This is a genomic window from Aquabacterium lacunae (assembly GCF_004310865.1).
In the GTDB taxonomy this organism is placed as follows: Bacteria; Pseudomonadota; Gammaproteobacteria; order Burkholderiales; family Burkholderiaceae_C; genus Aquabacterium; species Aquabacterium lacunae.
The window spans coordinates 620,120-642,253 of the sequence record NZ_SIXI01000001.1 but is presented as its reverse complement, the minus strand read 5'-3'; the positions used below and the strand labels follow the sequence as shown (position 1 = coordinate 642,253).

24 protein-coding genes are annotated in these 22,134 nt (G+C 67.1%); 10 read left to right on the top strand and 14 right to left on the bottom strand.

The genetic code is table 11. The features are described 5' to 3' along the window. Positions 1–74 precede the first annotated feature (74 nt). Together EYS42_RS02775 and EYS42_RS02770 are read left to right on the top strand one after the other, a co-directional pair. Positions 75–788, top strand: a complete 714-nt coding sequence (locus EYS42_RS02775) for a CoA pyrophosphatase (protein WP_130966312.1) — start codon at positions 75–77, stop codon at positions 786–788. Between the two features lie 46 nt (positions 789–834). Further along, on the top strand, positions 835–1,824 hold the full coding sequence (locus tag EYS42_RS02770) for a CobD/CbiB family protein (RefSeq protein ID WP_130966311.1): 990 nt from the start codon (positions 835–837) through the stop codon (positions 1,822–1,824). Between the two features lie 20 nt (positions 1,825–1,844). Here EYS42_RS02770 and EYS42_RS02765 read toward each other — a convergent pair whose 3' ends face one another. The 4 genes from EYS42_RS02765 to EYS42_RS02750 form a co-directional block, all read right to left on the bottom strand. After that, positions 1,845–2,108: a hypothetical protein gene (locus EYS42_RS02765; RefSeq protein ID WP_130966310.1), complete on the bottom strand. Its 264-nt coding sequence runs from the start codon at positions 2,106–2,108 to the stop codon at positions 1,845–1,847. A gap of 33 nt (positions 2,109–2,141) precedes the next feature. Continuing rightward, the gene (gene rsgA, locus EYS42_RS02760; protein ID WP_130966309.1) at positions 2,142–3,113 is read right to left on the bottom strand and encodes a ribosome small subunit-dependent GTPase A; all 972 of its coding nucleotides are present in this window, start codon (positions 3,111–3,113) and stop codon (positions 2,142–2,144) included. After that, positions 3,110–3,469 carry a 4a-hydroxytetrahydrobiopterin dehydratase gene (locus EYS42_RS02755; RefSeq protein WP_130966308.1) on the bottom strand — a complete coding sequence of 120 codons (360 nt, stop codon included), beginning with the start codon at positions 3,467–3,469 and terminating at the stop codon, positions 3,110–3,112. Before EYS42_RS02755 ends, rsgA begins: the two co-directional genes overlap by 4 nt. A gap of 67 nt (positions 3,470–3,536) precedes the next feature. Further along, on the bottom strand, positions 3,537–4,883 hold the full coding sequence (locus EYS42_RS02750) for a M48 family metallopeptidase (RefSeq protein ID WP_207301091.1): 1,347 nt from the start codon (positions 4,881–4,883) through the stop codon (positions 3,537–3,539). A 75-nt stretch (positions 4,884–4,958) separates the two neighbouring features. On the opposite strand from EYS42_RS02750, the gene orn reads away from it, so the two are divergent. Next, positions 4,959–5,606, top strand: coding sequence for an oligoribonuclease (gene orn / locus EYS42_RS02745; protein ID WP_130966307.1), 648 nt, complete (start codon positions 4,959–4,961; stop codon positions 5,604–5,606). Here orn and EYS42_RS02740 read toward each other — a convergent pair. After that, complete coding sequence (locus tag EYS42_RS02740) at positions 5,594–6,913, bottom strand: sensor histidine kinase (RefSeq protein WP_130966306.1); 1,320 nt, start codon at positions 6,911–6,913, stop codon at positions 5,594–5,596. The two genes, orn and EYS42_RS02740, sit on opposite strands and share 13 nt — an antisense overlap. After that, positions 6,897–7,586: a response regulator transcription factor gene (locus tag EYS42_RS02735; RefSeq protein WP_130966305.1), complete on the bottom strand. Its 690-nt coding sequence runs from the start codon at positions 7,584–7,586 to the stop codon at positions 6,897–6,899. Before EYS42_RS02735 ends, EYS42_RS02740 begins: the two co-directional genes overlap by 17 nt. A gap of 65 nt (positions 7,587–7,651) precedes the next feature. Here EYS42_RS02735 and EYS42_RS02730 point away from each other — a divergent pair, with 65 nt between their 5' ends. Next, on the top strand, positions 7,652–8,038 hold the full coding sequence (locus EYS42_RS02730) for a cupin domain-containing protein (protein ID WP_130966304.1): 387 nt from the start codon (positions 7,652–7,654) through the stop codon (positions 8,036–8,038). Here the strand turns inward: EYS42_RS02730 and gluQRS are convergent. Together gluQRS and EYS42_RS02720 are read right to left on the bottom strand one after the other, a co-directional pair. Further along, positions 8,016–8,921 carry a tRNA glutamyl-Q(34) synthetase GluQRS gene (gene gluQRS / locus EYS42_RS02725; RefSeq protein ID WP_130966303.1) on the bottom strand — a complete coding sequence of 302 codons (906 nt, stop codon included), beginning with the start codon at positions 8,919–8,921 and terminating at the stop codon, positions 8,016–8,018. The two genes, EYS42_RS02730 and gluQRS, sit on opposite strands and share 23 nt — an antisense overlap. 28 nt (positions 8,922–8,949) lie before the next feature. Further along, a complete protein-coding gene (locus EYS42_RS02720; RefSeq protein ID WP_130966302.1) occupies positions 8,950–9,891 on the bottom strand; it encodes a LysR substrate-binding domain-containing protein in 942 nt (313 codons plus the stop codon). Positions 9,892–10,019: 128 nt separating this feature from the next. Between EYS42_RS02720 and EYS42_RS02715 the strand changes: the two genes are divergently transcribed. Further along, positions 10,020–10,721: a pirin family protein gene (locus EYS42_RS02715; RefSeq protein WP_130966301.1), complete on the top strand. Its 702-nt coding sequence runs from the start codon at positions 10,020–10,022 to the stop codon at positions 10,719–10,721. A gap of 71 nt (positions 10,722–10,792) precedes the next feature. Here EYS42_RS02715 and EYS42_RS02710 read toward each other — a convergent pair whose 3' ends face one another. Continuing rightward, entirely contained in the window at positions 10,793–11,644 is an 852-nt protein-coding gene (locus tag EYS42_RS02710; RefSeq protein ID WP_130966300.1) for a 23S rRNA (adenine(2030)-N(6))-methyltransferase RlmJ, read from the bottom strand. A 32-nt stretch (positions 11,645–11,676) separates the two neighbouring features. Here EYS42_RS02710 and EYS42_RS02705 point away from each other — a divergent pair, with 32 nt between their 5' ends. Together EYS42_RS02705 and EYS42_RS02700 are read left to right on the top strand one after the other, a co-directional pair. Beyond that, positions 11,677–12,234 carry a flavodoxin family protein gene (locus EYS42_RS02705; RefSeq protein ID WP_130966299.1) on the top strand — a complete coding sequence of 186 codons (558 nt, stop codon included), beginning with the start codon at positions 11,677–11,679 and terminating at the stop codon, positions 12,232–12,234. Between the two features lie 17 nt (positions 12,235–12,251). Beyond that, the gene (locus EYS42_RS02700) at positions 12,252–12,848 is read left to right on the top strand and encodes an NADPH-dependent FMN reductase (RefSeq protein ID WP_130966298.1); all 597 of its coding nucleotides are present in this window, start codon (positions 12,252–12,254) and stop codon (positions 12,846–12,848) included. A 42-nt stretch (positions 12,849–12,890) separates the two neighbouring features. On the opposite strand, the gene EYS42_RS02695 is transcribed toward EYS42_RS02700, so the two are convergent. From EYS42_RS02695 to EYS42_RS02680, 4 genes are read right to left on the bottom strand one after another with little or no spacing between them, the layout of a single operon-like run. Beyond that, positions 12,891–13,856, bottom strand: a complete 966-nt coding sequence (locus tag EYS42_RS02695) for an alpha/beta fold hydrolase (RefSeq protein ID WP_130966297.1) — start codon at positions 13,854–13,856, stop codon at positions 12,891–12,893. Between the two features lie 49 nt (positions 13,857–13,905). Continuing rightward, positions 13,906–14,760 carry an SDR family NAD(P)-dependent oxidoreductase gene (locus EYS42_RS02690; protein WP_130966296.1) on the bottom strand — a complete coding sequence of 285 codons (855 nt, stop codon included), beginning with the start codon at positions 14,758–14,760 and terminating at the stop codon, positions 13,906–13,908. A gap of 25 nt (positions 14,761–14,785) precedes the next feature. Beyond that, positions 14,786–15,691, bottom strand: coding sequence for an alpha/beta hydrolase (locus EYS42_RS02685; protein WP_130966295.1), 906 nt, complete (start codon positions 15,689–15,691; stop codon positions 14,786–14,788). Further along, a complete protein-coding gene (locus tag EYS42_RS02680; protein WP_130966294.1) occupies positions 15,688–17,199 on the bottom strand; it encodes a flavin-containing monooxygenase in 1,512 nt (503 codons plus the stop codon). Before EYS42_RS02680 ends, EYS42_RS02685 begins: the two co-directional genes overlap by 4 nt. Positions 17,200–17,297: 98 nt before the next feature. On the opposite strand from EYS42_RS02680, the gene EYS42_RS02675 reads away from it, so the two are divergent. Then, positions 17,298–17,975 (top strand): TetR/AcrR family transcriptional regulator, encoded by a 678-nt coding sequence (locus tag EYS42_RS02675; RefSeq protein WP_165456612.1) that lies wholly within the window; start codon positions 17,298–17,300, stop codon positions 17,973–17,975. Here EYS42_RS02675 and EYS42_RS02670 read toward each other — a convergent pair. Further along, a complete protein-coding gene (locus EYS42_RS02670; protein WP_130966292.1) occupies positions 17,946–18,737 on the bottom strand; it encodes a sulfurtransferase in 792 nt (263 codons plus the stop codon). The genes EYS42_RS02675 and EYS42_RS02670 overlap by 30 nt on opposite strands. Positions 18,738–18,848: 111 nt before the next feature. Here EYS42_RS02670 and EYS42_RS02665 point away from each other — a divergent pair, with 111 nt between their 5' ends. Next, positions 18,849–20,726, top strand: coding sequence for a DUF1800 domain-containing protein (locus EYS42_RS02665; protein ID WP_130966291.1), 1,878 nt, complete (start codon positions 18,849–18,851; stop codon positions 20,724–20,726). Positions 20,727–20,734: 8 nt separating this feature from the next. Further along, the gene (locus EYS42_RS02660) at positions 20,735–22,129 is read left to right on the top strand and encodes a DUF1501 domain-containing protein (protein WP_130966290.1); all 1,395 of its coding nucleotides are present in this window, start codon (positions 20,735–20,737) and stop codon (positions 22,127–22,129) included. Positions 22,130–22,134: the final 5 nt, after the last annotated feature.

Here is a 22,134-nt window from a genome sequence, read left to right as displayed (position 1 = left end):
AAGCCCCAGGCCTTGTCGAACCGAAAACCGCCACGGCGCAAGCCCTGGCGGTTTTTTCTTGGCTACCATCGGACATGGCTTTGTCCTTCGACCCCCGTTCCATCCCCATCCTGCCTGCCCACGAGCACTTGCCCCCCGTGTCGGTGGCGCAGTTGCACCCGCAGTCCTTGCGGCAACGGTTCCTGGCGCCGCCTGTGTGGGCGCCCGACGTGCACACCGACCGCTGGATCCAGGCCGAGCAGACGGTGCCCGCGGCCGTGCTGATCCCGCTGGTGTGGCGGCCCCACGCCGCCGACCAGGGTCTGGCCCCGCAGGTGTTGCTGACCCAGCGCACCGAGCACCTCAAAAAACATGCGGGCCAGATCAGCTTCCCGGGCGGGCGCGCCGAGCCCGACGACGCTTCGCTGGTGGCCACGGCCTTGCGCGAGGCCCACGAGGAGGTGGGGCTGGCCCCCGAGCGGGTCGAGGTGCTGGGCAGCTTGCCCACCTACATCACGGGCACCGGCTTCGAGGTCACGCCGGTGGTGGGCCTGATCGAGGCCGAGCCTCAGGAACACGACAGCCTGCGCCTGACCCCGGATGCAGGCGAGGTGGCCCGCGTGTTCGAGGTGCCCCTGCACTTCCTGATGAACCCGGCCCATCACCAGCGCCACGCCGTCGAGCACGAGGGGCGTGCCCTGAGCTATTTCTCGATGCCCTGGCGCGCCCAGCCCGAAGAGCCGGAGTACTTCATCTGGGGCGCCACCGCAGCCATGTTGCGTAATTTCTATCGTTTCCTGGCGGCCTGACCCTGCAACCCACGCCGGCCTTGCGGGCCCGCTATGATCTGAGGTCATGAGCTTCTTTGCCGTGCTGTTCGCTTTGCTGATCGAACAGCTCAAGCCCCTTCCCACACGCAACCCCGTGCACCACGGTCTGTCCGGCTGGACCCGCTGGGTGGGGCAGAATTTTGACGCGGGTGCGCCGGTGCATGCCCGCGTGGTGTGGGCCATTTCGGTGGTGGGGCCGGCGGCGCTGGTGGCCGGCATTTACTGGCTGCTCAACCCCTACAGCACGGTGCTGGCCCTGGGCTGGGACGTGCTGGTGCTGTACCTCACGCTGGGTTTTCGGCAGTTCAGCCACCATTTCACCGACATCCGTGACGCGCTCGACGCCGGCAAGGAAGACCGTGCCCGCGAGCTGCTGGCGCAGTGGCGCCATGTCGATGCCAGCGAGCTGCCACGCACCGAGTTGCTGCGGCACGTGATCGAGTTTTCGCTGGTGGCGGCACACCGCCATGTGTTCGGGGTGTTTTTCTGGTTCGTGGCCCTGTCTTCTTTGGGACTGGGCCCGATGGGCGCCGTGCTGTACCGCATGGCCGAGTTTTCCAGCCGGTACTGGGCCTACAAGAGCCACACCACGGGCGAGAGCACCCACGACGGCCTGCTGCGCCTGTCAGCCCAGCTGTTTGCCTGGATGGACCACGTGCCCGCCCGCCTGACCGCCTTCGGTTTTGCGGTGGTGGGCAATTTCGAAGAGGCCATCGAATCATGGCGTCGCCATGCGGGGCTGTGGGCCCAGGCCAACGAGGGCACCTTGCTGGCTGCCGCCGCCGGTGCGGTGGGGGTGCAACTGGGTGGCCGTGTGGCCCCAGCCGCCGGCCAGGACATGAGCCGCACCTTGACCGAGGGTGATGGTGCCGAAACCGTGGCCGCTGTGGGCAGCACCGGTGGTGTGGCGCCCCAGATGGACCACCTGCGCCATGTGGTGGCGCTGATCTGGCGCTCGGTGGTGCTGTGGATGCTGCTGCTGGCGCTGCTGTCGCTGGCCAACCTGGTGGGCTGACGCCCCAGGGCCCCGAGGCCTCAGAGCCGCTGGGCGTGGCTCAGCCAGTCGGCCAGCGCGTCGACCATGTCGTTCTGGCTGAACGAACAGCTCTCTTCGGTGAACAGCGAAGCGCTTTCCAGCTGGTTCAGCACCCGCTCCAGCACATCGAGGTAGCGCTGGGGCAGGCCCGGTTCGTGGTCCTGGGCGGCATCACGCCAGGTGCGGGCCAGGTCGGGCAGGCTGATCTGTCCCTGGCGGAACGCGTCCAGGGTGGCGGGCAGTGGGGCGAGGGTGTTGCGCATGTCGGTCGAAACGGCCAGGGGCCTGGGCAGGGCTCACCAGCGGGGCTGGCTGAGCTCGTCGAAGAAATCGGTGAACAGGCTCAGGCGGATCGGGCTGATCTGCCCGGCGGCCACGGCGGCCTGCACCGCGCAGCCCGGCTCTTGCCGGTGTGTGCAGTTGTGGAAGCGGCAGTCGTTCATGTGCGCGGCCAGGTCGGGCATGTGCCGTGCCAGCTCCACCGCCGGGATGTGGTGCAGGCCGAACTCCTGGAAGCCGGGCGAGTCGATCACGGCGCCCACCCGGGCGTCGTCCAGCCAGTACCAGTGGCTGGTGGTGGTGGTGTGGCGCCCCGAGTTCAGGGCCTGCGAAATCTCGCCCACCTCGGCGCGGGCCTCGGGCAGCAGGGTGTTGATCAGGGTGCTCTTGCCCGCACCCGAAGGGCCCAGCACCAGCGAGGCACGGTCTTCCAGCAGGGGCAGCACCTGCTCGCGCGCCGCACCGGCTTCGGCCTTGAGCGACAGCTCGACCACGCGGTAGCCCATGGCCACATACGGGGCCAGGCGCTGGCGGGCCGCATCGGCGCCAGGCAGGTCGATCTTGTTGAGCACGATGGTGACCGGGATGTCGGCCGCATGGGCCGCAATCAGGGCGCGCGTGAGCTGCGCTTCGCTGAACACGGGCTCCACCGCGATCCACATCAGCAGCTGGTCGAGGTTGGCCGCGAAGCTCTTGCTGCGCCATTCGTCCTGCCGGTACAGCAGGTTGCGGCGTTCGCTCACCTCCACGATCACGCCTTCGTCAGAGGCTTCCTGCGTGAGTTGCCACCTGACCCGGTCGCCGACCACGGCTTCGCTTTTCTTGCCGCGTGGGTGGCAGATCAGACGCTGCCCGTCGGGCTGCTCGACCACCACATGGCGGCCGTGGGTGGCCACGACCAGGCCTTGTTCGCAGTCGTCGTGAGCGCTCTTGCGCGCGCCTTTGGCGGCCTGGCGGGGCGGACGGCTGCTGCCGTGGCCGCGCTTCATGCGAAGAGCTGATCCACGCGGGCCGCGCAGATGAAGTCATTGACCGACAAACCGCCCACCGAGTGCGTGTTGAAGCGCACGGTGCAGCGGTTGTAGCCGAAGGCGATGTCGGGGTGGTGGTCCTGCTCGATGGCGATCCAGGCCACGGCGTTCACGAAGCCCAGGGTGCGGGCGTAGTCCGGGAACTCGAAGGTCTTGCACAGCATGCCACCGGGCACGCTGGCATCGACCTGCCAGCCTTGCACTTGCGTGAGCATGGCCGTCTGGCCGGCCGGGCTGAGGGCTGGGCCGCTCTGGTGGCCGCAGCGTTGAAGGTGCAGGGCTTGCAGCGAAGCCGAGGGTGTGGGCGTGGTCATGCGTGCAGGGGGGTGAACAAGGGGCTGGACACAGGGCTGGACGTGAGGCTGGACAAGGCGTGCGAGCTCAGGCGCTTGCCCGGCGCTGCGACATGGCAGCCAGCCGTTCGGACGCTGGTGGGTGCGAGTAGTAAAAGCGCACGTACAGCGGGTCGGGCGTCAGGGTGGAGGCGTTGTCGTCGTACAGCTTGACCAGGGCCCGGGCCAGGTCAGCGCCCGAGGCGTGGGTGCAGGCGTAGGCGTCGGCTTCGAACTCGTCCTTGCGCGAAAAGCCGGCCATCAGCGGTGCCGTGAAAAACAGCACCAGCGGCATCGTCATCATGAACAGCAGCAGGGCCAGGGCGTCGTTGGGGGCGCTCATGTTGGGCTTGACGCCCAGGCCCACGTAGAAGCCCACCTGCTGCGACAGCCAGCCCAGCACGCCAAAGGCGACCAGGCTCACGGCGAAGATCATGACCATGCGCTTGGTGATGTGCTTGTGCTTGAAGTGGCCCAGTTCGTGCGCCAGCACAGCCTCGACCTCGGTGGGGCTCAGGCGGGCCAGCAGCGTGTCGAAGAACACCACGCGCTTGGCCGCGCCCAGGCCGGTGAAGTAGGCGTTGCCGTGGGCCGAGCGGCGCGAACCGTCCATCACGAACAGGCCCTTGGAGGCAAAACCGCAGCGCTGCATCAGGCCTTCGATGCGGGCCTTCACGGGCTCGTCGGTCAGGGGTTCGAACTTGTTGAACAGCGGGGCGATGAAGGTGGGGAAGATCACCATCATCAGCAGTGAAAAGCCCGTCCACACAGCCCAGGCCCACAGCCACCACAGCGGGCCGGCGGCGGCCATCAGCCACAGGATCAGGCCCAGCAGCGGGCCGCCAATGGCCACGCCCAGCAAGGTGCCGACCACCGCATCACGCAGCCACAGGCCCCAGGTCATGCGGTTGAAGCCGTAACGCTGCTCCAGGCGGAAGGTGCTGTACAGGTCCAGCGGCAATTCGATCAGGGCGCCAATGACCGAGACGGCGCCGAACAGGGCCAGCTGATAGCCCAGGTCTTGCCAGGGCTGGGCCCATGGCAGGTGCAGTTGCCAGGTGTCACGCAGGGTGCTGTTGAGCACATCCAGCCCGCCCAGCAGGGTCCAGCCCAGCAAGGTGGCTGTGCCCACGGCGGTGGACACCAGGCCCAGGCGCAACCGGGCGATGGTGTAGTCGGCCGCCTTCTGGTGGCTTTCCAGGGTGATGGTGGCGGCAAAGGCTTCGGGCACGCGCCCTCGGTGCTGGGCCACGTGCCGGATCTGGCGGCTGGCCAGCCAGAACTTCACCAGCAGGTTGGTCAGCAGCAGCACGGCAAAGGCCAGGGTGAGGGCAGGGGCCTGCACGCTGGGCAGGGCCAGCGAGGCGGTCACGGAGGTGGCGAGTTCGGCAGACATGCGCGCAAGTGTACGGTTTGCCCGCCATGCCCTGGGCGACAATGCGGGGCCTGCCCCCTGCGCCTTCGAGGTTTCATGCCTGACGCCGTTTCACCTGTCGACACGACGCCCCCTGTTCCCGCTGCCCCTGCACAGCCCCTGCTGCCCAAGGACGAGCTGAACCTGATCTGGATCGATCTGGAGATGACCGGCCTCAAGCCCGACAGCGACCGCATCATCGAGATCGCGGTGGTGATGACCAACCCGCAGTTGACCGTGCGGGTCGAAGGGCCGGTGTTCGCCATCCACCAGAGCGACGAGACGCTGGGCAAGATGGACAAGTGGAACAAGGGTGTTCACGGCCGCAGCGGCCTGATCGAGCGCGTGAAGGCCTCCACCGTGACCGAGGCGGAAGCCGAGGCCGAGGTGATCGCGTTCCTGAAAAAGCACGTGTGGGCCTCGCGCTCGCCGATGTGCGGCAACAGCATCTGTCAGGACCGTCGGTTCCTGGCGCGCTACATGCCCCGGCTGGAAGCCTTCTTTCACTACCGCAACCTCGATGTGAGCACGCTCAAGGAGCTGGCGCGTCGCTGGCGGCCCGAGCTGGTCAGCGGGTTTCGCAAGGCACAGAAGCACACCGCGCTGGCCGACATCCACGAGTCGATCGACGAGCTGCTGTACTACCGCACGCACTTTCTGTCAGCGCCGGAGGTGTCGCCTGACGAGCCGGTTCAGGGGGCCTGAAGGCGTAACACGGCGCGCAGGCCTGGGCCCTGGTCGTGCGGGCTCTGGAAACTCAGGCCCCAGCCCATCTGTCGGCTCATGGCCTGCACGATGGCCAGGCCCAGGCCGTGGCCTTGGGCCTGTGTGTCGCCCCGCTCGAAGGGTTTGAACAATTGCGCCAGCCGCGCGGGCTCGATGCCGGGGCCCTGGTCGGTCACGCTCAGGCTGGCATCGGGGTGCACTTGCACGGTCACGGTGCCCTGGGTGTGCAGCAAGGCGTTTTCGATGAGGTTGCGCAGCACGATGGCCAGGGCGTCCATGTCGCCCCGGGCCTGCACGGCCTCGGAGGGGTGCAGCAGGCGCAGGCGTTCGCGGTGCCCCTGACGGTCAAACTCTTCGTGCACCAGTTGCGCGATGGTGACCACATCGAAGGTGCTGCGGTCACGCACCACGGCCGATTCAGCCCGCGCCAGCTGCATGAGCTTGACGCACAGGTGGTGAAGCCGGTCGAGCTGGCGGGCCAGCGCCTGGGTGCGGGCCTGCTGCGCGTCTCCGTTCGGGCCGCGGGCCAGTTCGTCTTGCAGGCGTTGCAGCTGGGCCTGGGCCGCGGCCACCGGCGTGCGCAGTTCATGGGCGCTGTTGGCCACGAAGTTGCGCTCGGCGTGGCGGGCCTGCTCCAGCCGGGCCAGCAGGCGGTTGATCTCGCTGACCATGGGGATGAACTCCCGAGGCATGCCGGGCACGTGCAGGGGCTGCAGCGCCTCGGGCGAGCGGCGGGCCAGGGCCTGCTGCATGGTCTGCAGGCGCGCGAAGGTGGCCCGCAGCACCCAGGACAGGCCCCAGGCCGTCAGGGGCAGCAGCAGCACCAGGGTCAGCACCATGCCCTCGGTGGCATTGCGCAGCGTCGATTCGCGTTCGGCCAGTGAGGCCGACACCACGGCCGCACGGCCGGTGGCGGCGTCGCGCATGACCAGCACGCGGCGGTCGTCGGCTTCAAACTCGGTGGGGCCTTCAAGGGATGCCAGGGGGGCGTCGGGTGCCCGGGGAGAGCGCCACACCAGGCCGCCCTGGGCGTCGAACACCTGAATCTGCAAGGTGTCGTTGGCGTCGGGTGTGGGCGTGGCGGTGGGGCCCTCGGCATTGAGCGGCAGGCTCAGGGCCAGCCGGGCGGTTTCGCGTTGGGCGTGGTCGAGCAGCTGGTCGGTTTCGTGCCATTGCACCGACAGGGCCACGCCGGAGCCCAGCACCCACAGGCTGGCGATCATCAGCCAGAGCCGGTTGCGCAACTGGCGGCGCAGGCTGGGCGGGTGTTCAGGCGCTGATTTCAAGGCGGTAGCCCAGGCCCCGGTGGGTGGTGATCAGGTCGGCGCCCAGTTTGCGGCGCAGCCGGCTGACGATCACTTCCAGCGAGTTGCTGTCGCTGTCGAAGCGGCCGCCCTGGCTGAAGGCCTGGCGGATGGCCTCTTTCGAGACGGTGCTGCCGGGCTGGCGCGACAGCACCGCCAGCAGCGACCATTCCATGGCCGTGAGGTTGACGAGCTGCCCGTGTCGGCGGGCGATCTGGCGGTCGAAGTCGAGCGTCAGCGGCGTGATGGCCGGCGCTGTGCCCGGCCTTGGCACCGGACTGCCGGAGGGTGTGGGCTGACAGCGTCGCCAGATGGCGTCGATGCGGGCGAGCAGTTCGTTCAGATCAAACGGCTTGACCAGGTAGTCGTCGGCACCGGCCTGCAGGCCTTCGATGCGGTCGCTGATCTGGTCGCGTGCGGTCAGGGCCAGCACGGGCCGGCGGTCGCCACCCTGGCGCCACTGTCGCACCAGGTCCAGGCCGCTGCCATCGGGCAGGCGCAGGTCGAGCAAGGCCATGTCGTGCGCCGGGTTGTCAAATGCCTGGCGGGCATCGTCACATCGCTGGGCCCAGTGCACGGTGTGGCCGTGGGCACGCAGGTGGTCGGCCACGGCCTGGCCAAGGTCAAGGTCATCTTCGAGCAGCAGGAGGTTCATGCGGCAAGGGAGGGCTGGGAGTGGCTGCTAGCATCGCGGCCTGAGTTTTCCGAAAGCACCCCGGCATGGCCTCTGACCGCACGCTGTCACCCCGCATTGTGCGCCTGGATCCCCCTCAGGGCGATCCGGTGTTTGACCGACCCCGGCCGGACCGGCTGGAGGCAGGCAACCCGCTGCGCCAGACCTGGTCGCTGTACGAATCGGGCCCGCTGGGCCTGTCGGTGGGGGTATGGGCCTGCGAGGTGGGGCGCTGGCGCATCGTGTTTCCAGCGGACAAGGCCGAGTATTTCTTCGTGCTGGAGGGGCACGTGCGGCTGCACGATGCCCAGGGAGGCTACACCGATGTGGTGGCCGGGCAGGGCGCTGTGATCCCGGCCGGGTTCGAGGGCGCGTTCGAGGTGCTGACGCCGGTGCGCAAGCACTTCGTGGTCATCGAGCAGCCGGGCGCATGAAGGAGCTGTCGGCCCAGGCTTGTGTGGCAAGGGCCAGCCAGTGGTTCACGGCGGTGGCCGTGCCCACACGCAGCCCGAGGGCTGTGGCAGCCTGCTGAAGGGCTTCGAGCGGGCGGTTGGTGTCCAGCGCTGTGGCACCGTTCTGCTTGGACAGTTTCTGCCCGTCGGCCGCCATCACCAGCGGGGTGTGGAGGTAACGCGGTGTGGGCAGGCCCAGGCAGCGTTGCAGCCATTGCTGGCGGGGGGTGTTGTCCAGCAGGTCGAGCCCGCGCACGACGTCGGTGACGCCTTGTTCGGCGTCGTCGACCACCACGGCCAGCTGGTAGGCCCACAGGCCGTCGGCGCGCTTGATCACGAAATCCCCCACGGCCTGCGCCAGGTCCTGCTGCTGCGGCCCCGCAAGCCGGTCGTTCCAGTGCCACAGCGGGGTGTCGTGCGGCACCTGCAGGCGCCAGGCGCGCCCTTCGCGACCGGCCAGGCCACCATGGTCGGGGCGGCAGGTGCCGGGGTAGACCAGGTCGCCGTGGCGCGTTTTGCGCCAGCCCAAAGCCTCCTGCGCGCGGGCGATGTCGGCGCGTGTGCAGGCGCAGGGGTAGGCCAGGCCTTGTGCCACCAGCGCGTCCAGGGCCCGCCTGTAGGCGGCCTCACGCTGCGATTGCCACAGCACCGGGCCGTCGCTGACCAGGCCGCAGTCGGCCAGTTGCTGCACGATGGTCTGTGCGGCGCCGGGCCCGCAGCGGGGGGTGTCCACGTCTTCGATGCGCACCAGCCACTGGCCGCCATGGGCGCGGGCATCCAGCCAGCTGGCCAGCGCGGCCACCAGCGAGCCCGCATGCAGGGGGCCGGTGGGCGAGGGGGCGAAACGTCCGATGTAGGCAGGCATGGCGCGAGCGGGCAGGCGGGTTGGCCGTTCAGGCGCACACCGGGGCGTTCGACAGCAGGGCCGTGCGTGTGGCCGGGTGGCGCAGGTGCTCCAGCCACCACTGCAGGGCCTTGCCTGGCTCGCGGCCCTTGTGCCGCCAGGCCAGATTCAGCGAAGCCACGCGCTGAGGCTGGTCGACGGCCTTGCGCACCAGGCTGCCGGTCGCCAGATCACTTTGCACCAGGTACTGGGGCATGTGGCCGCAGCCCAGGCCCCGCCGCAGCGCTTCCTGTTTGTCGCGCAGGCTGGGCAGGGTCAGCACGTCCTGGCCGGGCAGGATGCCCACGGTCAGGCCTTCCAGGTTGCGGGTGGTGTCGGCCACGGCGATCACGCGGTGGCGCATCAGCTCGGTGGCGGGCAGGGGCTCCGGCAGGCTGGCCAGTGGGTGGTGGGGCGCCACCACGAAGCAGAAGGCCATCTCGCCCAGCAGCTCCACACGGATGTCGGGGTTGTCGCTGCGGGCCGCGCCCACGCCCAGGGCCAGGTCGGCATGCCCGCTGGCCAGGGCTTCCCAGGTGCCGCTGAGCACCTCGTGCCGCACCTTCAGGCGGGTGGGGGGCTGCAGGGCGTAAAAGGCCTCCACCAGGTCGAACACCGGCCCCTGGCTGATGACGCCATCAATGGCCAGGGTCAGCTGCGTTTCCCAGCCCGAGGCCACGCGCTGCACGCGGTTGGCCACCGCGTCGATCTGGGCCAGCAGGTGGCGCCCTTCGCGCAGCAGCTCTTCGCCGGCCGCGGTCAGGCGGGCCTGGCGGCTGCTGCGGTCGAACAGCAGCACATCGAGTGCGTCTTCCAGCTGGCGCACGCTGTAGGTCAAGGCCGAGGGCACCTTGCCCAGCTCGCGCGCGGCGGCTGCGAAACTGCCGGTGCGCTCGATGGTGTCCATCATTTCCAGCGCGTCGGGGGTGAGCACCTGTCGGCGGTTGTGCATGGCGGCTCGGGTGTCGTTCAAATAAATCGAATGATGCCATCACTGGGCTGGCACGGTGCAGGTGGGGGCGCGGCCTAAAGTTCAGTTCATCGCACCGCCTGACGCGGTGCCCGACTCAGGAGAACACCATGTGGACACTGCGACGCGCTGACCAACGGGGCCAGGCCGACCACGGCTGGTTGTACGCCCAGCACAGCTTTTCTTTCGGTGACTACTACGACCTGCAGCACATGGGCTTTGGCCCGCTGCGCGTGATCAACGAAGATCGGGTGGCGCCCGCCCGTGGCTTCGGCATGCACGGCCACCGCGACATGGAGATCGTGACCTACGTGCTGGAAGGCCAGCTGGCCCACCGCGACAACCTGGGCAATGGCGCGACCATCCTGCCGGGTGATGTGCAGCGCATGAGCGCCGGCACCGGCATCATGCACAGCGAGGTCAACCCCAGCCCGCGCGAGCCGGTGCACCTGCTGCAGATCTGGATCCAGCCCAAGGCCCAGGGCATTGCGCCGGGCTACGAGCAGAAGCATTTCGAGGCAGCCGACAAGCGCGGCAAGCTGCGCCTGGTGGCCTCGCCCGATGGGGCCGAGGGCTCGGTGACCATTCACTCGGACGCCAGCATCTATGCCGGCCTGTTCGATGGCGACGAGCGCGCCGAGGTACCCCTGAACCCGGCCCGCAAGGCCTATGTGCAGGTGGCGCGGGGCCGCATCGAGGTGATGGGCCAGGCCCTGGCGCAGGGCGATGCGCTCAAGATCGAGGGCGAATCGCTGCTGACCCTGGCCCGCGGCGAAGGCGCCGAGGTGCTGGTGTTCGACCTGGCGGCCTGAGCGCCCGCGGCCACATTCAGCAAATCACCGCCATGTCTGTCGCCCTGAACCCCGCCCTGCCGAAGCAGGTCTCAGGCCGCTTCGGACTCGAGCTCGTAGGCTGCGTGCATGTCCTGGCCCAGGTGCTCGACCATCCAGGGCAGGGCCTCGGCCAGCTTGTCGAACAGGGTGTAGGGCGGATTGACGATGAACATGCCGCTGCCGTGCAGGCCCAGGCCATCTCGGGCCGTGGCCTTGACGCGCAACTGGGCGTGCAGCCACTTGCCCGGCACCAGCTTCTTGAGCTGGCCTGGCAGCTGCTCGGACTCGCGACGCGCCACCATGGGGTACCAGATGGCGTAGGTGCCCGTGGGGAAGCGCAGCATGGCCTCCTTGAGCGCCTGCTGCACGCGGCGGTAGTCGTCCTTGTTCTCGTAAGGCGGGTCGATGTGCACCAGGCCACGCTTTGGGGGCGGCGGCAGGCAGGCTTTCAGGCCCGCGAAGCCGTCGGCCACCTGCAGGCTCACGCCGCGCTTGACGTCGGCGAAGTGGGCCGCCAGGGCGCGGCTTTCGGTCGAGTGCAGCTCGTACAGGCGCAGGTGGTCGCCCGGGCGCAGCATTTGCGCCGCCAGCTGGGGCGAGCCGGGGTACCAGCGCAGGTCGGGCCCTTCGTTGCACACCTGGATCTGCTGAACCAGCGCCTTGAGCGCTTCCGGCAGACCCGACTTGCGCGCGGCCCACAGCGTCTGAATGCCGGTACCGGCTTCACCGCTCTTGGCCGCAAAGCCGGTCGTCAGGTCATACAGGCCGCCACCCGCATGGGTGTCGACCACCCAGAAGGCCTTGTCCTTCTGTGCCAGGTGCGCCAGAAGCTGCACCAGCACCGTGTGTTTGAGGACGTCGGCATGATTGCCGGCGTGAAAGCCGTGTCGGTAACTGAACATGCCCGCAAGGGTACCACCCGAAAGGAAACACCATGAGCAAGGAAATCGCAGTTGTCTATTTCAGCGGCTACGGCCACACCCGCCGCATGGCCGAATCGGTCGCCAACGGCGCCGGTGCAGAGCTGGTCGAGGTCGATGCCGAGGGCAACCTGGCTGACGCCGGCTGGGCCACGCTGAACGCGGCCGACGCCATCATCTTCGGTGCGCCCACCTACATGGGCAACGTGCCCTGGCAGTTCAAGAAGTTCCTGGACGCCAGCTCCCGCATCTGGTTCAACCAGGGCTGGAAGGACAAGATCGCGGCCGGCTTCACCAACAGCGCCTCGATGAACGGCGACAAGCTGTCGACCCTGCACTACCTGTTCACCGTGGCCATGCAGCACAGCATGGTCTGGGTGGGCACGGGCCTCATGCCCAGCAATGCGAAGGCCGCCACCCGCAACGACGTGAATTACGTGGCCTCATTCAGCGGCGCCATGGCATCGACCCCCTCTGACGCCAGCGTCGACGAGATGCTGCCGGGCGACCTGGAGACCGCGCGTTTGTTCGGAGCGCGCGTGGCCGCTGTGACGGCTAAATTCTCGGCCTGATTTTTTGAAGGCATGACATGACCACCTCCCCGAAACTGCTGCTCATCTCGGGCAGCGCCCGCGAAGGCTCGTTGAACCAGCGCCTGGTGCAACTGGCCGGCCGCAAGGCCCAGGCCCTGGGCGCCAGCGTGACCACGGTCGACCTGCGCGCCTTGAACCTGCCGGTCTATGACGACGACCTGCTGGCCCGCGACGGCATGCCGGCCGGTGCGCTGCAGCTGCGCGAACTGTTCGCCAGCCACGATGGCTTGCTGCTGTCGTGCCCCGAGTACAACGCGCTGCCCACGCCCCTGCTGATCAACAGTTTCGACTGGCTCTCGGTGGTCAAGGCCGAAGGCAGCCTGCCCGGCGGCACCGGTGCCACGGCGGGCAAGCCGGTGGGTTTGCTGGCCGCCTCGCCCGGTGCGCTGGGTGGCATTCGCCAGCTGCCCATCGTGCGCACCTACCTGAGCACCAACTTCGCCATGGTGGCCGTGCCCGAGCAGATGGCATTGGGTTCGGCCGGTGATGCGTTCGACCAAGCCGGCAACCTCACGCGCGAACCCATGGACCAGCTGCTGGACAAGGTGGTGGCCTCGGTGGTGCGTCAGGCCCGCTGGCGCCTGCAAGGCTGAGGCACCCTGCATCGGCCGGCCCGTCGCGCACCCATCCGTGCGTCAATCGGCGGGCTGGTCGGTCAGGCGCAAGAAGGCCTTCACGGGCGCCAGGGTCATGAACGGGGCCTCTTCCTGAGGCAGGTGTCCCAGTTGCAGGAAGATCACCTTGGTGCACAACGAGATGTCTTCACAGAAGCGGTGGGCCCATTCCACGGGCACCATGCGGTCCTGACCGCCCCACAGCACCAGCGTGGGCTGCTTGATGAGCCGGATCTTGTCCTGACGTGCCCCGGGTTCGGCCTGGTCCATGCGCTGGAACAGCGCCCGTCGGTTGCCCACCCGCAGGTTCAACTCGAAGTAGCGGTCGATCAGCACGTCGTTGACCTTTTCCGGGTCGCCGAACACATTGCGCACGCTCGATGCAATGATGCTGCGCGGCAAGATGCGCTCTGACACCCAGCGCAAGGTCTTGGCACCGGCAATGTTGAACGCGATGGGCTGACTGAAGCGTGAGAGCTTGTAGCCGTCGGCATCGACCAGGATCAGCGCCTTGACGCGGTCGGGTGCCAGCAAGGCGGTCTGCCAGGCGATCTCGCCGCCGAGGGCGTTGCCTCCCAGGATCACCTTCTTGACGTTCAGTGCGTCGAGCAGCCGCAGCGTGAAGCGTGTGTAGGCTTCGATGCGGTACTCTCCTTGAGGGCTGGGGCCAGTCAGGCCGAAGCCTGGCAGATCGACCGTGATCACGCGGCGGCGGTCGGACAGCACCTGCTGCCACACCTCGAAGCTGTGCAGGCTGGACGACATGCCGTGCATCAGCACGATGGGATCGGTGTCGTCTCGCGGGCCCACGTCGCGGTAGTGCACCTGCATGCCGTCGAGTTCGATGAAGGCCGACGGCTGCTGCGCCCAACGCTCGACCAGCTTGCCCAGTTGCCGGTCGGGCTCCCAGGTGGACCACACGACCAGGGCCACACCCAGCGCGAAGATCACGCTGGAAGTGAACAGCCGCTTGAACCAGATGCGCATGCCGTGAACCGCCGTGTCAGCCGAAGAACAGCGCGATTCTGACCCGGTTTCAGCGGGCCGGGCGCGGGCGCATGCGACCCAGCTGACGCATGATCAGCACCTGGTAGGCCGAGCCCAGCAGGCGCACCACCTTGTCCAGGGCCTTGGCGTCGGCGCCCACCAGCACGCGGCGTTCGTTGTTTTCCACGGCCTTGAGGATCTGCAACGCGGCGGAATCGGCCGTGGTGCGGTTGATCATCTTGTTGGCCATCTTGCGCTGCTTTTCGATGCTCACGCCCGATACCCGCTCCATGTTCGGGTCGATCTTGCCAGCCTGGGCGATGTTGGTGGCGATGCCGCCCGGGTGCACGCAGGTGGTGCTGACCTTGTCGCCAGCCATCTCCAGCTCCATGCGCAGGGCTTCGGTGTAGCCACGCACCGCGAACTTGGTGGCGTTGTAGCAGCCCTGGGTGGGCACCGACATCAGGCCGAACAGGCTGGAGGTGTTGATGATGTGGCCTTCTTCATTGGCCTTGCGCAGGTGCGGCAGGAAGGCCTGGGTGCCGTAGACCACGCCCCAGAAGTTGATGCCCATGATCCAGTCGAAATCGCGCTGCTGCACGATGTCCAGGTTCACGGTCAGGGACACGCCGGCGTTGTTGAAGATCATGTTGCACTTGCCGTGGTCCATGACCGTCTGGTCGGCCCAGGCGAACACGGCCTCGCGGTTGGCCACGTCCAGCTTCTGGCTGGTGACCTTCACGCCGAACTTGCCGGCCATGGCGGCGGTTTCCGCCAGCCCGGATTCATTCACGTCAGACAGTGACAGGTGGCAGCCACGGCGTGCCAGTTCGATGGCCAGTGAGCGGCCCATGCCCGATGCGGCGCCCGTGATGGCGGCGACCTTGCCCTTGAAATTCTTCATGGTGCTGGATGTGAAATGGGGTGGATCAGCCGCGGGTGACGCGGGCAACGAATTCGCCGGAGAGCTTCAGGTCGCGGCGGGCTTCCGGCAGCATGACCATGGTGGGCCACACGTGGGGCAGTTTGTCGCGGCGGATGAATTCGATTTTCACGCCTTGCTGTCGGGCCTTGTCGACCAGGCGAATCGAGTCGGACAGCAGGATCTCGTGGTTGCTGGCCATCACCAGCATCTCGGGCAGGCCCGTCAGGTCCCCGAACAGCGGAGAGGCTAGCGGATTCTTCAGGTCTTGCGGGGTCACGTAGAAGCTGGCGGCCTCGGGCAGGGCTTCCGGGTTGAACATCACGTCAACGTCGGCCAGGGTGCGCATGGTCTCGCCCGAACAGCTCAGGTCGGTCCAGGGTGAATACAGCAGGGCGCCCGCCGGCAGGGGCAGGCCCTGGGCTTTGGCAGCCAGCAGGCAGGCCAGTGCCAGGCCGCCACCGGCCGAGTCGCCAGCGAACACCACCTGCTCGGGGCGGGTGCCCTGAGCCAGCAGTTCTTTCCACCAGGCCACAGCGTCTTCCACGGCCGCAGGGAAGCGGTTTTCAGGCGCCATGCGGTAATCGACCGACAGCACGCGCGCTTGCCCGCTGCGGGCCAGGTAGGCACAGGTGGGCCGATGGGTGGTCAGGCCGCAGAAGAAGTAACCGCCCCCGTGAAAGTACAGCACCGTGCGCTGCGGGTTGGCCACGCTCAGCCATTCGGCGGCACACAGACCCTTGGCAGGGTTGGCCGGCACCGGCGTGTGCTTCACATCTTTGGGCGGCGGCGGGTAGCGGTCGGCCAGCTTGTTGACCTTGTTGCGTGCGAACTTGACATCGATCGGGCCTTTCCCGGCCTTCTTGAACTGCCAGCGAAGGATCAGATTGGCAACAAACGACTGAAAGCTCATGCCTTCTCCACGGTGTACTTCGAGAGGTTGAAACGGCGGGTCTTGAACCGGTAGGCGAAGGTGAAACTTGGCCACAGCGAGACGTTGCGGCCTTGTTCATTGAGGTACCAGCTCTTGCAGCCCGAACTCCAGACGGTGGACTTCAGGCCTTCCTGGATGCTGTCGATGAAGGCCTTCTGGGCCTGCGGCTTGACATCCAGGGCCTTGATGCCCCGCTCCTTCATGGCCTTGATCGCTTCGAGCACGTAGTGCACTTGCGACTCGATCATGTAGACCATCGAATTGTGACCCAGTCCGGTGTTGGGACCCATGAGAATGAAGAAGTTGGGAAAGCCCGACACCGTGATGCCCAGATAGGCCTCGGGCCCGGTTTTCCAGACTTCGTGCAGGTCGCGGCCACCCTTGCCGAACACGGTCTTGGGCGGGATGGGGTCTGACACCTTGAAGCCCGTGCCGAAGACGATGGCGTCGGCCGGACGCTCCACCCCGTCTTGGGTGACCACGCCGCGCGGCGTGACCTTCTGGATGCCTTCGGTGATCACGTCGACGTTGGTGCGGCCCAGGGCCGGGTAGTACTCGTTCGAGATCAGCAAGCGTTTGCAACCCGGGGTGTAGTCGGGCGTGATCTTGGCGCGCAGGGCCTCGTCCTTCACGGCCTGACGGATCTTGTGCTTGGCCACCTTGGCCACCAGGCCCATCCATTCGGGCTTGTAGCGGAAGGCCAGGAAGCGCGCTTCCATCAGGAAGTACTGCTTGTAGCGTGACAGCCGCTGGCGCCAGGGGTTCTGGGTGTAGTCCAGGCGTTCCTTGTCGGACAGGGGGCGGTCGTCCTTGGGCACCACCCAGGCCGGCGTGCGCTGGTAGTAGTCCAGCTGGTCGACCAGCGGTGCGATCTGCGGCACGAACTGGATGGCGCTGGCGCCCGAGCCGATCACGGCCACTCGCTTGCCGGTGAAGTCGAACTCGTGGTTCCATGTGGCCGAGTGGAAGGTGGTGCCTTCGAAGGTGTTCAGCCCCGGGATGTTGGGAATCGACGGGTTGCTCAGGCCGCCCATGCCCGACACGAGGATGCGGCCCTCGAACTGGCGACCGTCTTCGGCCGTGACGCGCCACACCTGGCGCTGGTCGTCAAAACGCGCGCCCACCACGTTGGCGTTGAAGCGCACATGACGCAGCAGGTCGAACTTGCGCGCGGTGTTGCGCAGGTAGGCGTAGATCTCGGGCTGGGTGCCGTACAGGCGGCTCCAGCTGGGGTTGGGGTCGAAGCTGAACGAATACAGGTTCGAGGGCACGTCGCAGGCGCAACCCGGGTAGGTGTTGTCGCGCCAGGTGCCGCCCACATCGGAGGCGCGCTCGAGCATCACGAAGTTGTCTTCCCCGGCTTCGCGCAGCTTCACGCCCATGGCCAGACCCGAAAAACCGGTGCCGATGACGATGACGTGGACCGTTTCCACCCCGTTGGACGAGGTGCGGCCGGGCAGGGCCTGGCCTTGTTCGTGATGTTTCATGCGGATCTCCTGGGCGCCTTGTGTGCGGCGTTTGACTTGTGACAAGAATTCTTGTCAGAATAGCTTTGACAATGCTTCATGTCAAGATAGCGATCCCCATGGAAAACACCGCTTCGCCCTTGCCTTCTCCGAACAAGCGCCGCTATGGAGGCGTGCTGCCTGAAGAGCGCCAGCGTCAGCGCCGAGAAAAGCTCATCGAGGGTGCCATCGAGATGTTCGGCACCAAGGGCTTTCACGCCAGCACGGTGCGGGAGGTGTGTGTGGCGGCGCACCTGACTGAGCGGTATTTCTACGAGTCGTTCCGGTCCATGCGCGAGCTGTTCCAGGCGGTTTACGGGCAGTTGCGCGAAGAGCTGATGGCCCGCACGTTGCAGTCGCTGCAGAAGGCGCCCCTGACGCCGCTGGGCATGTTGGAGCCGGCCATTCGCGTGTTCCTCGATTTCATCCGCGAAGACCCCCGCCACGGGCGCATCATGCTGGTCGACGCCCTGAGCATCGACGCCGAGGTGGCGCAACTGAGCAACGAAACCGCACGCGATTACGCCGACCTGCTCAAGCTGCACCTGCAGCGCCTGGTGCCGGCCGACCGCATCCCGGATGTCGACCTGAACCTGTTGGCCGATGGCCTGATCGGCATGAACGTGCTGCTGGCCGCGCGCTGGATGCACGATGGGTTCGCCACCCCCATCGACAAGGTGGTGGCCACCAACCTGCTGCCCTACCAGGGCATGTTCTCGCTGATGGAATCAGGCCCCACCGGCCTCAGTGGCCCCTGACGTCTGCTGCAGCGCACCTGGGTGTGCCGACAGGTCGGCCCCCAGCGCCTCGCGCTCGTCGAACACGAAGCAGGTGCCGTCGTAGTGGGCCCCGTCGGTCAGTTCGAAGTACTTCAAGATGCCGCCGTCGAGCTGGTACACGCGCTCGATGCCGGCTTCCTGCATGTACAGCGCCGCTTTCTCGCAGCGGATGCCGCCCGTGCAGAAACTCACCACGGTCTTGCCCTCGAACTCGGCCTTGTGTGCCTGCACGGCCTCGGGGAACTCGCTGAACTTGTGAATGCGCCAATCCACCGCGTTGCGGAAGGTGCCGTAGTCGACCTCGAAGGCGTTGCGCGTGTCGAGCGTGACCACCGGGCGGCCCTCGTCGTCGTGCCCCTGGCCCAGCCAGCGATTCAGATCAGCCGGTGACACGGCCGGCGCGCGGCCTTCTTCACCTTGCCAATCCGGCCGGATGGTGGGGTGGTTCATGCGGATGATCTCGCGCTTGACCTTCACCAGCAGCTTGCGAAACGGCACGGTGTCCGACCAGCTTTCCTTGGGCGCCAGATCGGCAAAGCGGGGATCTTGCTGCAGCGCCCCCACCCAATCGCGCACGCCCTGGGCGGGGCCGGCCAGAAACAGGTTGATGCCTTCTTCGGCCAGCAGCACCGTACCTTTGAGGTTCAGCGCCTGGGCGCGCTCGAACAGCACCTCGCGCAGGGCGGGCGCATCGGGCAGGGTGACGAACTTGTAGGAGGAAATGTTCAGGATCGCGGCCATGGCGTGATTGTAGGAAACCCCGCATCACTTACTTTTCGTTTCGTCAAGACAAGCCCTGGAAACAAGCAGGGTTGCCTAGCATCGGGGCCATTGAAGTTGCAGGGGCACACCATGCAGGACACGGTCGACACGCCGCCAGGGCTGGAAGGCGGCGCAGCACATCCGGCGCGTTCACGCACCGACCCCTCCAGGGATTCGCAAGCGGCCATTCGGCCCCCGTTCTGGCAACGGCCGGCCTGGCTGGCGGCGGCCACCAGCGCCTGGCTGCAGGCCTGTGGTGGCGGAGAAGGCCTCCCCTTGGTGCAGCAAAGCACCGACCCGGTCACCGGCCTGTCGACCTTGTCGCAGCTGCCCGGTTACGACCCGATCGAGCCTCCGCGCGAAAGCGGCCTGTCGGCACGGGAAGCGGCCCGTTTCCTGATGCAGGCCACCTTCGGGGTGCGGGGGCAGTCTGACATCGACACCTTGCAGGCCGAGGGGCTGAACCACTGGCTGTGGCGACAGTTCAACGCGCCAGTGGCCGAGCACGTGTCCTACCTCGACCTGCGCCGCGGCACCGACCCGGAGACGGGCCAGCGGCGTGAGGCCTCGGATGAAATGAGCTACGAAGCCATCTGGCGCCAGTGGCTGTTCGACGATGCGGGCGCTGACCGCGGCCAACTGCGTGCACGCGTGGCGTTTGCGCTGTCCGAGATCTTCGTGATCTCCAACATCGCGCCCGACATCAAGCCCTACGCCATGTCTTCCTGGATGGACATGCTCAACCGGCATGCCTTCGGCAACTTCCGCAGCCTGCTGGAAGCCGTGACCCTGCACCCGGCCATGGGCTACTACCTGAACATGCTGGAAAGCGAGAAGGCCAACGAAGAAACCGGCAGCCACCCCAACGAGAACTACGCCCGCGAGGTGCTGCAGCTGTTTTCCATTGGGTTGGTCAAGCTGAACGCCGATGGCACGGCGGTGAAAGACGGCAGCGTGCCGGTGCCCACCTACACCGAAGACGTGGTCAAGGGCTTTGCCCGTGCATTCAGTGGCTGGTCCTTCGGGGGGCAGCAGGGCGGTGACGACCTGTTCGAAGGCTCGGACTACAACGACGACCGCAACTGGGTGACCCCCATGCGCGCTTATGCGGCTTTCCATGAGCCTGGCACGAAAACCTTGCTCGATGGGCGCGTGCTGCCTGCGGGGCAAACCCCAGAGCAGGACATGGCCCAGGCCCTGGACTGCATCTTCCAGCACCCCAACGTGGGCCCCTTCATCTGCCGGCAGCTGATCCAGCGGCTGGTCACCAGCAACCCCTCTGGGGTTTATCTGAGCCAGGTGGTGGCGGTGTTCAATGACAACGGCAAGGGCGTGCGCGGCGACCTCAAGGCCGTGGTGCGTGCCATCTTGCTGCACGCCGAGGCCCGCAGCGAGGCCACGGCGGCACGCCCTGATTTCGGCAAGCTGCGTGAGCCGCTGGTGCGTTTTGCCGCCCTGATGCGCGCCTTCAATGTCCAGCCCCTGGACACCCTGGGCACCTCGAACTTCTGGGCCCTGTTTGGCGGAGAGAACCCGCTGGGTCAGCACCCGTTGCTGGCACCGTCGGTGTTCAACTTCTTTGCGCCCACCACGCGCTACCCCGCGCAGCTGCGCCAGGCGGTCGACGGCCTGCCGGTGGATTTCTTCTGTCCTGAAGCCCAGATCACCACCGAAACCAACGCCGTGGGCACCTTCAATGTGTTCCGCGACCTGATCGACAACTGGAGCGACCCGTTTGCCGTGCGTTGCGACCTGGGCCCCTGGCGTGCCCTGGGCGATCGGCCTGGGGCGCTGATCGACCGCATGAACGCGCTGCTGTTCGCCCATGGCATGACCTCGGCGACACGCATGCGCCTGACAACGCTGATGGCGGCGATGCCCGGCGAAGGCGAATGGCCCGTTCGTGAACGCGTGGCCGCCGCCCTGATGCTGGCCGTGGTCTCCCTTGATTTTGTCGTGCAGAAGTGAGGCCCGCCATGACTGCGTTCCGTCCCGACCGTCGCCAGTTCCTGCGCAACCTGGCCGCCGCTGGCATTGCCGGCGCTGCTGTGCAACCCTGGCTGCAACTGCAGGCCCTGGCGCAAACTGCGCAAAGCAGCGGCTCAGACTACAAGGCCCTGGTGTGCCTGTTCCTGCACGGGGGCAACGATGGCAACAACCTGCTGGTGCCGATCGACCCCACCCGCCACGCCCTGTACGCCCAGGCCCGCCAAGGCCTGACGCTGAACTGGAATTCCGAGCCGGCCGCCAGCCAGCTGCTGCGCCTGTCACCCACCAACACCAGCGGCACCGATTACGGCCTGCACGGGGCCATGCCGCTGCTGAAGGCCCGCTTCGATGCGGGGCAGATGGCCGTGCTGTCGAACATCGGGCCCCTGATGGAGCCCACCGACAAGGGCCAGTTCGAGGCCCGTTCGGTGGAACTGCCTTCGGGGCTGTTTTCCCACTCCGACCAGCAGGCCCAGTGGCAGACCGACAGCTTCAGCCCCAACGTGAAGGGCGGCTGGGGCGGGCGCCTGATGGACACGGTGCTGGCCAGCAGCGGTTCGCGCGATTACGCCTGCGTGTCGGTCACGGGCAGCACCCTGTGGGGCACCAATGCCGATGCCACCTTGCTGCCCTTCCGTGTGCCGGCCAGCGGCCGCTTCGGCATGGAGGGCTACGTGCCCACCGGCACCGGCGAAGCCCGCAACCCGCTGTCTGAGGCCATCGACGACCTGCTGGCGGCCGGCAGCACCGAGGTGTTCGGCCGCGTGTGGCTGCAGGCCATGCGCCGCTCGGTGGACAACCAGCGCTTCCTGGCCGGGGCACTGGCAGGCGCCACCTTGCCCACCACCTTTCCACAAGGTGAACTGGGTCAGCAATTGCAGATGGTCGCCCGTCTGATCAGCGTGCGAGGGCAGTTCGGTCTGAACCGCCAGTGCTTTTTCTGCGGCATTGGCGGTTTCGACACCCATGGCGAAGACCAGCGCGATGTGCAGCAGGCCAAGTTTGCCGAAATCGACGAAGCGGTCGATGCCTTCATGAAGGCCCTGACCTTCCTGGGGCTGGCCGACAAGGTCACCTTGTTCACCGCTTCTGATTTCAACCGCACCCTGGTCAGCAATGGCAAGGGCTCAGACCACGCCTGGGGCAACCACCACCTGGTCGTGGGCGGTGCCGTGCGAGGGCAACAGGTGCTGGGCCGCTTCCCTGACCACACCCGCAACGGCCCCGACGACCTGGGCGGCGGTGTGTGGGTGCCCGACCTGGCCATCGACCAGCTGGGCGGTGCCCTGGGCACCTGGTTCGGGGCGGGCAGCCGCCTGAGCGATGTGTTCCCGCGCATTGGGCGTTTCGACAGCCAGGCCCTGGCCTCCCTCATGCGCTGAGGTCC

Bases quoted from the DNA above. Each gene is read 5' to 3' on its own strand.
- EYS42_RS02710 (WP_130966300.1), bottom strand. From the start codon at position 11,644: ATGTTCAGTTACCGACACGGCTTTCACGCCGGCAATCATGCCGACGTC.
- EYS42_RS02735 (WP_130966305.1), bottom strand. From the start codon at position 7,586: ATGAACCTCCTGCTGCTCGAAGATGACCTTGACCTTGGCCAGGCCGTG.
- rsgA (WP_130966309.1), bottom strand. From the start codon at position 3,113: ATGAAGCGCGGCCACGGCAGCAGCCGTCCGCCCCGCCAGGCCGCCAAA.
- EYS42_RS02695 (WP_130966297.1), bottom strand. From the start codon at position 13,856: ATGCGCATCTGGTTCAAGCGGCTGTTCACTTCCAGCGTGATCTTCGCG.
- EYS42_RS02670 (WP_130966292.1), bottom strand. From the start codon at position 18,737: ATGGCCGCGATCCTGAACATTTCCTCCTACAAGTTCGTCACCCTGCCC.
- EYS42_RS02680 (WP_130966294.1), bottom strand. From the start codon at position 17,199: ATGAAACATCACGAACAAGGCCAGGCCCTGCCCGGCCGCACCTCGTCC.
- EYS42_RS02690 (WP_130966296.1), bottom strand. From the start codon at position 14,760: ATGAAGAATTTCAAGGGCAAGGTCGCCGCCATCACGGGCGCCGCATCG.
- EYS42_RS02720 (WP_130966302.1), bottom strand. From the start codon at position 9,891: ATGCACAACCGCCGACAGGTGCTCACCCCCGACGCGCTGGAAATGATG.
- EYS42_RS02665 (WP_130966291.1), top strand. From the start codon at position 18,849: ATGCAGGACACGGTCGACACGCCGCCAGGGCTGGAAGGCGGCGCAGCA.
- EYS42_RS02700 (WP_130966298.1), top strand. From the start codon at position 12,252: ATGACCACCTCCCCGAAACTGCTGCTCATCTCGGGCAGCGCCCGCGAA.
- EYS42_RS02660 (WP_130966290.1), top strand. From the start codon at position 20,735: ATGACTGCGTTCCGTCCCGACCGTCGCCAGTTCCTGCGCAACCTGGCC.
- gluQRS (WP_130966303.1), bottom strand. From the start codon at position 8,921: ATGCCTGCCTACATCGGACGTTTCGCCCCCTCGCCCACCGGCCCCCTG.
- EYS42_RS02730 (WP_130966304.1), top strand. From the start codon at position 7,652: ATGGCCTCTGACCGCACGCTGTCACCCCGCATTGTGCGCCTGGATCCC.
- orn (WP_130966307.1), top strand. From the start codon at position 4,959: ATGCCTGACGCCGTTTCACCTGTCGACACGACGCCCCCTGTTCCCGCT.
- EYS42_RS02715 (WP_130966301.1), top strand. From the start codon at position 10,020: ATGTGGACACTGCGACGCGCTGACCAACGGGGCCAGGCCGACCACGGC.
- EYS42_RS02775 (WP_130966312.1), top strand. From the start codon at position 75: ATGGCTTTGTCCTTCGACCCCCGTTCCATCCCCATCCTGCCTGCCCAC.
- EYS42_RS02675 (WP_165456612.1), top strand. From the start codon at position 17,298: ATGGAAAACACCGCTTCGCCCTTGCCTTCTCCGAACAAGCGCCGCTAT.
- EYS42_RS02750 (WP_207301091.1), bottom strand. From the start codon at position 4,883: ATGTCTGCCGAACTCGCCACCTCCGTGACCGCCTCGCTGGCCCTGCCC.
- EYS42_RS02755 (WP_130966308.1), bottom strand. From the start codon at position 3,469: ATGACCACGCCCACACCCTCGGCTTCGCTGCAAGCCCTGCACCTTCAA.
- EYS42_RS02685 (WP_130966295.1), bottom strand. From the start codon at position 15,691: ATGAGCTTTCAGTCGTTTGTTGCCAATCTGATCCTTCGCTGGCAGTTC.
- EYS42_RS02705 (WP_130966299.1), top strand. From the start codon at position 11,677: ATGAGCAAGGAAATCGCAGTTGTCTATTTCAGCGGCTACGGCCACACC.
- EYS42_RS02765 (WP_130966310.1), bottom strand. From the start codon at position 2,108: ATGCGCAACACCCTCGCCCCACTGCCCGCCACCCTGGACGCGTTCCGC.
- EYS42_RS02770 (WP_130966311.1), top strand. From the start codon at position 835: ATGAGCTTCTTTGCCGTGCTGTTCGCTTTGCTGATCGAACAGCTCAAG.